Annotated in this window: 7 protein-coding genes and 1 rRNA gene; all 8 read left to right on the forward strand. The window is 29.4% G+C overall.

Annotated elements, in window-relative coordinates; genetic code table 11:
• Positions 1-170 precede the first annotated feature (170 nt).
• The 8 genes from rrf to TR13x_RS10600 all read left to right on the forward strand — a co-directional run bounded on the left by rrf (position 171) and on the right by TR13x_RS10600 (position 5,116).
• A 5S ribosomal RNA gene (rrf, locus tag TR13x_RS10565) occupies positions 171-287 on the forward strand.
• 166 nt (positions 288-453) lie between these two features.
• The gene (locus TR13x_RS10570; protein WP_054871904.1) at positions 454-1,731 is read left to right on the forward strand and encodes a double-cubane-cluster-containing anaerobic reductase; all 1,278 of its coding nucleotides are present in this window, start codon (positions 454-456) and stop codon (positions 1,729-1,731) included.
• 32 nt (positions 1,732-1,763) lie between these two features.
• Entirely contained in the window at positions 1,764-2,018 is a 255-nt protein-coding gene (locus tag TR13x_RS10575) for a DUF3343 domain-containing protein (RefSeq protein ID WP_054871905.1), read from the forward strand.
• Positions 2,015-2,812 carry an acyl-CoA dehydratase activase gene (locus tag TR13x_RS10580; RefSeq protein WP_242851764.1) on the forward strand — a complete coding sequence of 266 codons (798 nt, stop codon included), beginning with the start codon at positions 2,015-2,017 and terminating at the stop codon, positions 2,810-2,812. The genes TR13x_RS10575 and TR13x_RS10580 overlap by 4 nt, the downstream gene beginning before the upstream one ends.
• A 155-nt stretch (positions 2,813-2,967) precedes the next feature.
• Positions 2,968-3,246, forward strand: a complete 279-nt coding sequence (locus TR13x_RS10585; protein WP_054871906.1) for an autorepressor SdpR family transcription factor — start codon at positions 2,968-2,970, stop codon at positions 3,244-3,246.
• Entirely contained in the window at positions 3,233-3,865 is a 633-nt protein-coding gene (locus TR13x_RS10590; RefSeq protein ID WP_161802947.1) for an SdpI family protein, read from the forward strand. Before TR13x_RS10585 ends, TR13x_RS10590 begins: the two co-directional genes overlap by 14 nt.
• A gap of 85 nt (positions 3,866-3,950) precedes the next feature.
• On the forward strand, positions 3,951-4,511 hold the full coding sequence (locus TR13x_RS10595; protein ID WP_054871908.1) for a uracil-DNA glycosylase: 561 nt from the start codon (positions 3,951-3,953) through the stop codon (positions 4,509-4,511).
• A 29-nt stretch (positions 4,512-4,540) separates the two neighbouring features.
• The gene (locus TR13x_RS10600; RefSeq protein WP_054871909.1) at positions 4,541-5,116 is read left to right on the forward strand and encodes a uracil-DNA glycosylase; all 576 of its coding nucleotides are present in this window, start codon (positions 4,541-4,543) and stop codon (positions 5,114-5,116) included.
• Positions 5,117-5,234 lie beyond the last annotated feature (118 nt).

The raw sequence follows: 5,234 nt of genomic DNA on the forward strand, positions 1-5,234 counted from the left end.
TAAATTTTAAATTGTAAATGTTAAATAGATTTATAGTTAACAGTTGACAGTTTATAGTGGACAGTTTGCAGTTATTGTTAGAAAATATTAATTAAAAACAATTGACTAACGACTATCCACTAAAGACTTATTTAAAATTAAAAATTTTAAATTCAATCGAAGATTGTAAATCCGGTGACAATGGCGGAGGGGTCACACCTGTTCCCATTCCGAACACAGAAGTTAAGCCCTCCAGCGCCGATGGTACTTGGCGGGAGACCGCCTGGGAGAGTAGGTCGTTGCCGGATTTTTTTATTTTTTGTCTAAGTGGCCTTTGGCCACTTTTTTTGTGATAATTATAGATAATTTTAATATCAACGAACTCATTTATAATGGTTTTTTATATATATAAAAAAGACAGAAATAATATATTATAATCAAAATAAAATAAGTAAATTTAAAGGGGGCATAATAGTGGCGGATTACAGAAAATTATGGGAATCATTAGGTATGGATTTAGAAAAGCATGATCAGTTATGTGCAGTGTTGCCAGAGTTCTATGGTGATATTTATTTATCACAAGAAAATCGACCAGCAGGGATGAATTATTATAACTTCGTAGTTTCCGAAATTCATGGATTAAGAGTTCAAGAATTAGCAGAGCATAGAAAAAAAGGTGGAAAAGTTTTTGGAAGTTTTTGCATATTTGTACCAGATGAGTTAATTGTAGCAGCAGATGCTATAGGAGTAGGATTATGTGGTGGTTCAGATTTTTGGATACCAGATGGAGAAAAAGTACTTCCAAGAAATATTTGTCCATTAATTAAAGCTTCAGTTGGAGCGAAGCTAAGTGGTACATGTCCTTATTTTCAATCAGCTGATATACTAGTAGGAGAGACTACATGTGATGGTAAGAAAAAAGCATGGGAGATTTTAGGTGAGTATACTCCTGTTCATGTTATGGATTTACCTCAAATGAAAAGAGAAAAAGATAAGGTACATTGGATTGATGAGCTGAAAATATTTAAAGATTTAGTTGAAAAGATGACAGGAAATGAAATAACTGAAGAAAAATTAAAAGAAGCGATAAAATTAATAAATGAAAAAAGAAGAGTTTTACAAAGATTATACAATACAAGAAAGAACAAAACATTACCAATAAGCGGTAAAGACGCATTACTTATTACTCAAATTGCTTTTTATGATGATCCTAAGAGATTTATTGAAAAAACTTCAGAATTATGTGAAGAACTAGAAGATAGAATAGAAAAAGGGGTAAGCGTATTTGAGCCAGATACACCAAGGATTTTAGTAACAGGAACTCCAATGGCTATTCCTAATTGGAAATTGCATCACATAATAGAAACAAGTGGTGGAGCAGTAGTATGTGAAGAAACATGTACGGGAATCAGATATTTTGAAAACTTAGTTAAAGAAGCTGAAAATATAGACGAGCAGATAAAAGCAATAGCAGATAGATACTTAAGTATTAATTGTGCTTGCTTTACACCTAATGAAGGAAGAATAGAAGATATAATAAGACTTTATAAGGAATATAAAGCAGATGGAGTTGTATATTATAGTTTACCATTCTGCCATACTTATGCTGTTGAATATAAGAAAGTTAAAGAAGCACTAGACAAGGAAGGTATTCCTGTAATTATGATTGAGAGTGATTATAGTCTACAGGACGTAGGACAAATAAAGACAAGACTTGAGGCATTTTTTGAAATGATAAAGATATCAAAATAGAGATGTTACTCACTAAAGAATAGGGTGATTAAATGGGAGGACAATTAAATTGTTATATATTATTTCCATCCCATACTGATGGGTTAGCTTTAGAAAAGATTTTGAAATCCGAAAAGATTAAATATACTATTGTGCCTACTCCTAGAGAATTAAGTAAAAGTTGTGGTATAACTATAATGATTAATCCTGATTATGAAGAAATGGTTAGGAAAATTTTAAATATTAATCCTGAAATAAAGGTTAATGGCATTTATACTATCGAAAGGAAAAGGAGAGGCTGGTTTTGATAAGAAGTTCATGTGGGTACTCAATAGGAATAGATGCAGGTTCAGTTGCAACGAAGGGAGTCCTTTTTAGTGGAGAATTAGTTAAAGAAGTTATTATACCTACGGGTTGGAGTCCTAGAAAAGCATCTGAAGAAGTTTGTAAATTGCTAATAGAAAAAGGGAACATAAAAAGAGATGAAGTAAAAAAAATTATTGCAACAGGGTATGGAAGAGTTTCAATAGATTTTGCAGATAAGACAGTTACTGAAATAACATGTCATGCTAAAGGTGCATATTATATAAATAACAGAGTAAGAACTATACTTGATATAGGTGGTCAAGATAGTAAAATAATTAGCTTAGATGAGAATGGAAATGTTTGTGACTTTTTTATGAATGATAAATGTGCAGCAGGTACAGGACGATTTCTTCAGGTTATGACTAATTTACTTGGTTCTGAGATAGATGAATTGGATAGATTAGCCGAACAAGCAGAACCAGAGAAAATATCAAGCATGTGTACCGTATTTGCAGAATCTGAAATTATCAGCCTTCTTGCAAAAGGTGCTTCTAAAGAATCAATTGCAGCTGGAATCATAGAATCAATAGCAAATAGAGCGGTTTCTATGTTAAATAAAATAAAAATAGTTGATGAGGTAGCATTTACAGGTGGTGTTGCAAGAAGTTGCATATTAACAAAATCTATCGAGAGAAAAATAAAAAAATCAATTTATATTGCTCCAAATACACAAATCATAGGAGCTTTAGGTGCAGCTGTAATTGGATGGGAAATGCTAAATTCAAGAGGGAATTAATTCCCTCTTTTTGTTTGATGTTTGATTCATTTTAAATTAAAAAAATCTATTAAAAATTAATAATACATATTGCTAAAAATAAGGAATAATAATATAATATAGTTAGATATTTAGATAATTATCTAAATATCTAACTGAACGAAAGAGGTGATAAAGTGAATAAAATATTTAAAGCTTTAGCAGACCCTACTAGAAGAAAAATTTTAGAGTTACTAAAAGAAAAGGACTTAACAGCTGGAGAAATTGCAGATTTTTTTAATATAAGCAAACCATCTATTAGCCATCATTTAAATATTCTAAAAAACGTAGGATTAGTTTTAAGTGAAAAGGTTGGTCAAAACATATATTATTCTTTAAACACGACAGCATTTCAAGAAATTATGAAGTGGATATTTGATTTTATGGAAAGGAGAGATAATGATGAAGATAAATAAATGGATTTTATTGATACTTTTAATTTCATTTATAGCTACAGTTTTTATATACAACAGTTTACCAGATTCAGTTCCTAGACATTGGAATATTAAAGGTGAAATTGATGCATATGGTCATAAAAATATGGTTTTCTTTACTGCTTTATTGCCTATAGGGTTATATGCTTTGATGTTGGTAATACCTAAAATAGACCCTAAAAGAAAATCATATTTAAAACACAAAAAAGCTTATGAAATTCTGGTAATTATGTTAATAATACTTTTAGTAAGTATTCATTGGATTTCAATATTTGTAGCATTAGGAAGTAATATTAATGTTGGATTACTAATGAAGATTTTTATGGGATTGCTATTTATTATAATTGGTAATTATATGGGACAAATAAGGCATAATTATTTCTTTGGTATAAGAACTCCTTGGACATTAGCAAATGAAACAGTTTGGAGAAAGACACATAGAGTTGGAGGGTATGGTTTTATAGTAGCAGGCATAGTTTTTCTTTTATCAACGTTTATGAATAATAATCTAGGATTCATTATACCAATGAGTACATTTATATTAGTAACTTTTAGTATTGTGATTTACTCATATATCGAATATACTAAGATTGTTAAATAAGGAGGGGAGAGCCCTTCCTTTTCTATTTAAGTGCTTTTATGTTAGAATTTATATATAATATATAATAATTTTGGAGTGGTATTTTATGTATACTCTAAATGAAGTTAAAAATTTTTGCCTATATTGTAAAAAGTGCAGATTGCATAAAACTAGAACTAAATTAGTATTTGGAGAAGGAAATGGAAATGCAGATATAATGTTTGTAGGAGAAGGACCAGGGTTTTATGAAGATAAAAGTGGAAGGCCTTTTGTAGGAGCTGCTGGTAAACTATTAACTAAAATGTTAAATGCGATAAATATTAATAGAGAAGAAATTTACATAACTAATATAGTTAAGTGTAGACCTCCGAATAATAGAAATCCATTAGAAGATGAAAGTAAAGCTTGTTTAGAATATTTAAGATGGCAAGTTAAAATTATAAAACCTAAAATAATAGTATGTTTAGGAGCAGTTTCTGCAAGAAATATTATAGATAAGGATTTTACAATAAGTAAAAATAGAGGTAAATGGATAAAAAAGGGTGATTTTTTTGTGATAGCAACATATCATCCAGCAGCTTTATTACGCGATGAAAGCAGGAAGAGAGCAGCATGGGATGATTTAAAAAGTATTAGAAGCAAAGCTAAAGAATTAAATATTTTTTGATTGCAATATTGAAAGAAAGGAGTAATAAAATGAAACAAAAGAAATTGGATGATTTAAATAAAAGAATAAGACAGCAGTTTAATGATAAAGAGTTAGTGTTTGGGGATGGAAGTGTAAACAGTTTAGTAATGCTAATTGGCGAAGCACCTGGAGCAAATGAAGTTAAGCAAAAAAAGCCTTTTGTTGGTCAGGCAGGTGGGCAGTTAAAAGAATTTCTAAGTATTTTGAAACTTAAAAGAGAAGATATATATATAACTAATGTAGTAAAGTTTAGACCAACAAGAATAAGTAAAAAAACAGGAAAATTAATAAATCGTGCTCCTAATAAGAGTGAAATAAATGCTTTTAAAGAATATTTGTTTGAAGAAATTGATATTATTAAACCTAAAATTATAATTCCTCTTGGAAATGTACCACTTAAAGCAGTAATTGATAGTGAATTACAGATAAGTAAAGAACATGGTAAGTTATTACAAGCTAATATTAAGGGGAATATATATAAGATATATCCACTCTACCATCCAGCAGCAGTCATTTATCGTAGAGAGTTAAAAAAAGTTTATATAGAAGATTTAATAAAATTAAAAGATACAATGCTAAAATAGCATAAATTACCTATTGAAAAATGATAAATAATTTGCTATATTATATTTTGCTGTTGAGAAAAAAAGAGACAAATAAGTAAAAATAAAAAACAAAAAAGTTCTTGACATGAGAAAATAA

The organism is Caloranaerobacter sp. TR13 (genome assembly GCF_001316435.1).
GTDB lineage: Bacteria > Bacillota > Clostridia > Tissierellales > Thermohalobacteraceae > Caloranaerobacter.

What these genes read in the sequence shown, in the direction of transcription:
- TR13x_RS10575 (WP_054871905.1), top strand. Translation starts at nt 1,764, where the DNA reads ATGGGAGGACAATTAAATTGTTATATATTATTTCCATCCCATACTGAT.
- TR13x_RS10590 (WP_161802947.1), top strand. Translation starts at nt 3,233, where the DNA reads ATGAAGATAAATAAATGGATTTTATTGATACTTTTAATTTCATTTATA.
- TR13x_RS10595 (WP_054871908.1), top strand. Translation starts at nt 3,951, where the DNA reads ATGTATACTCTAAATGAAGTTAAAAATTTTTGCCTATATTGTAAAAAG.
- TR13x_RS10600 (WP_054871909.1), top strand. Translation starts at nt 4,541, where the DNA reads ATGAAACAAAAGAAATTGGATGATTTAAATAAAAGAATAAGACAGCAG.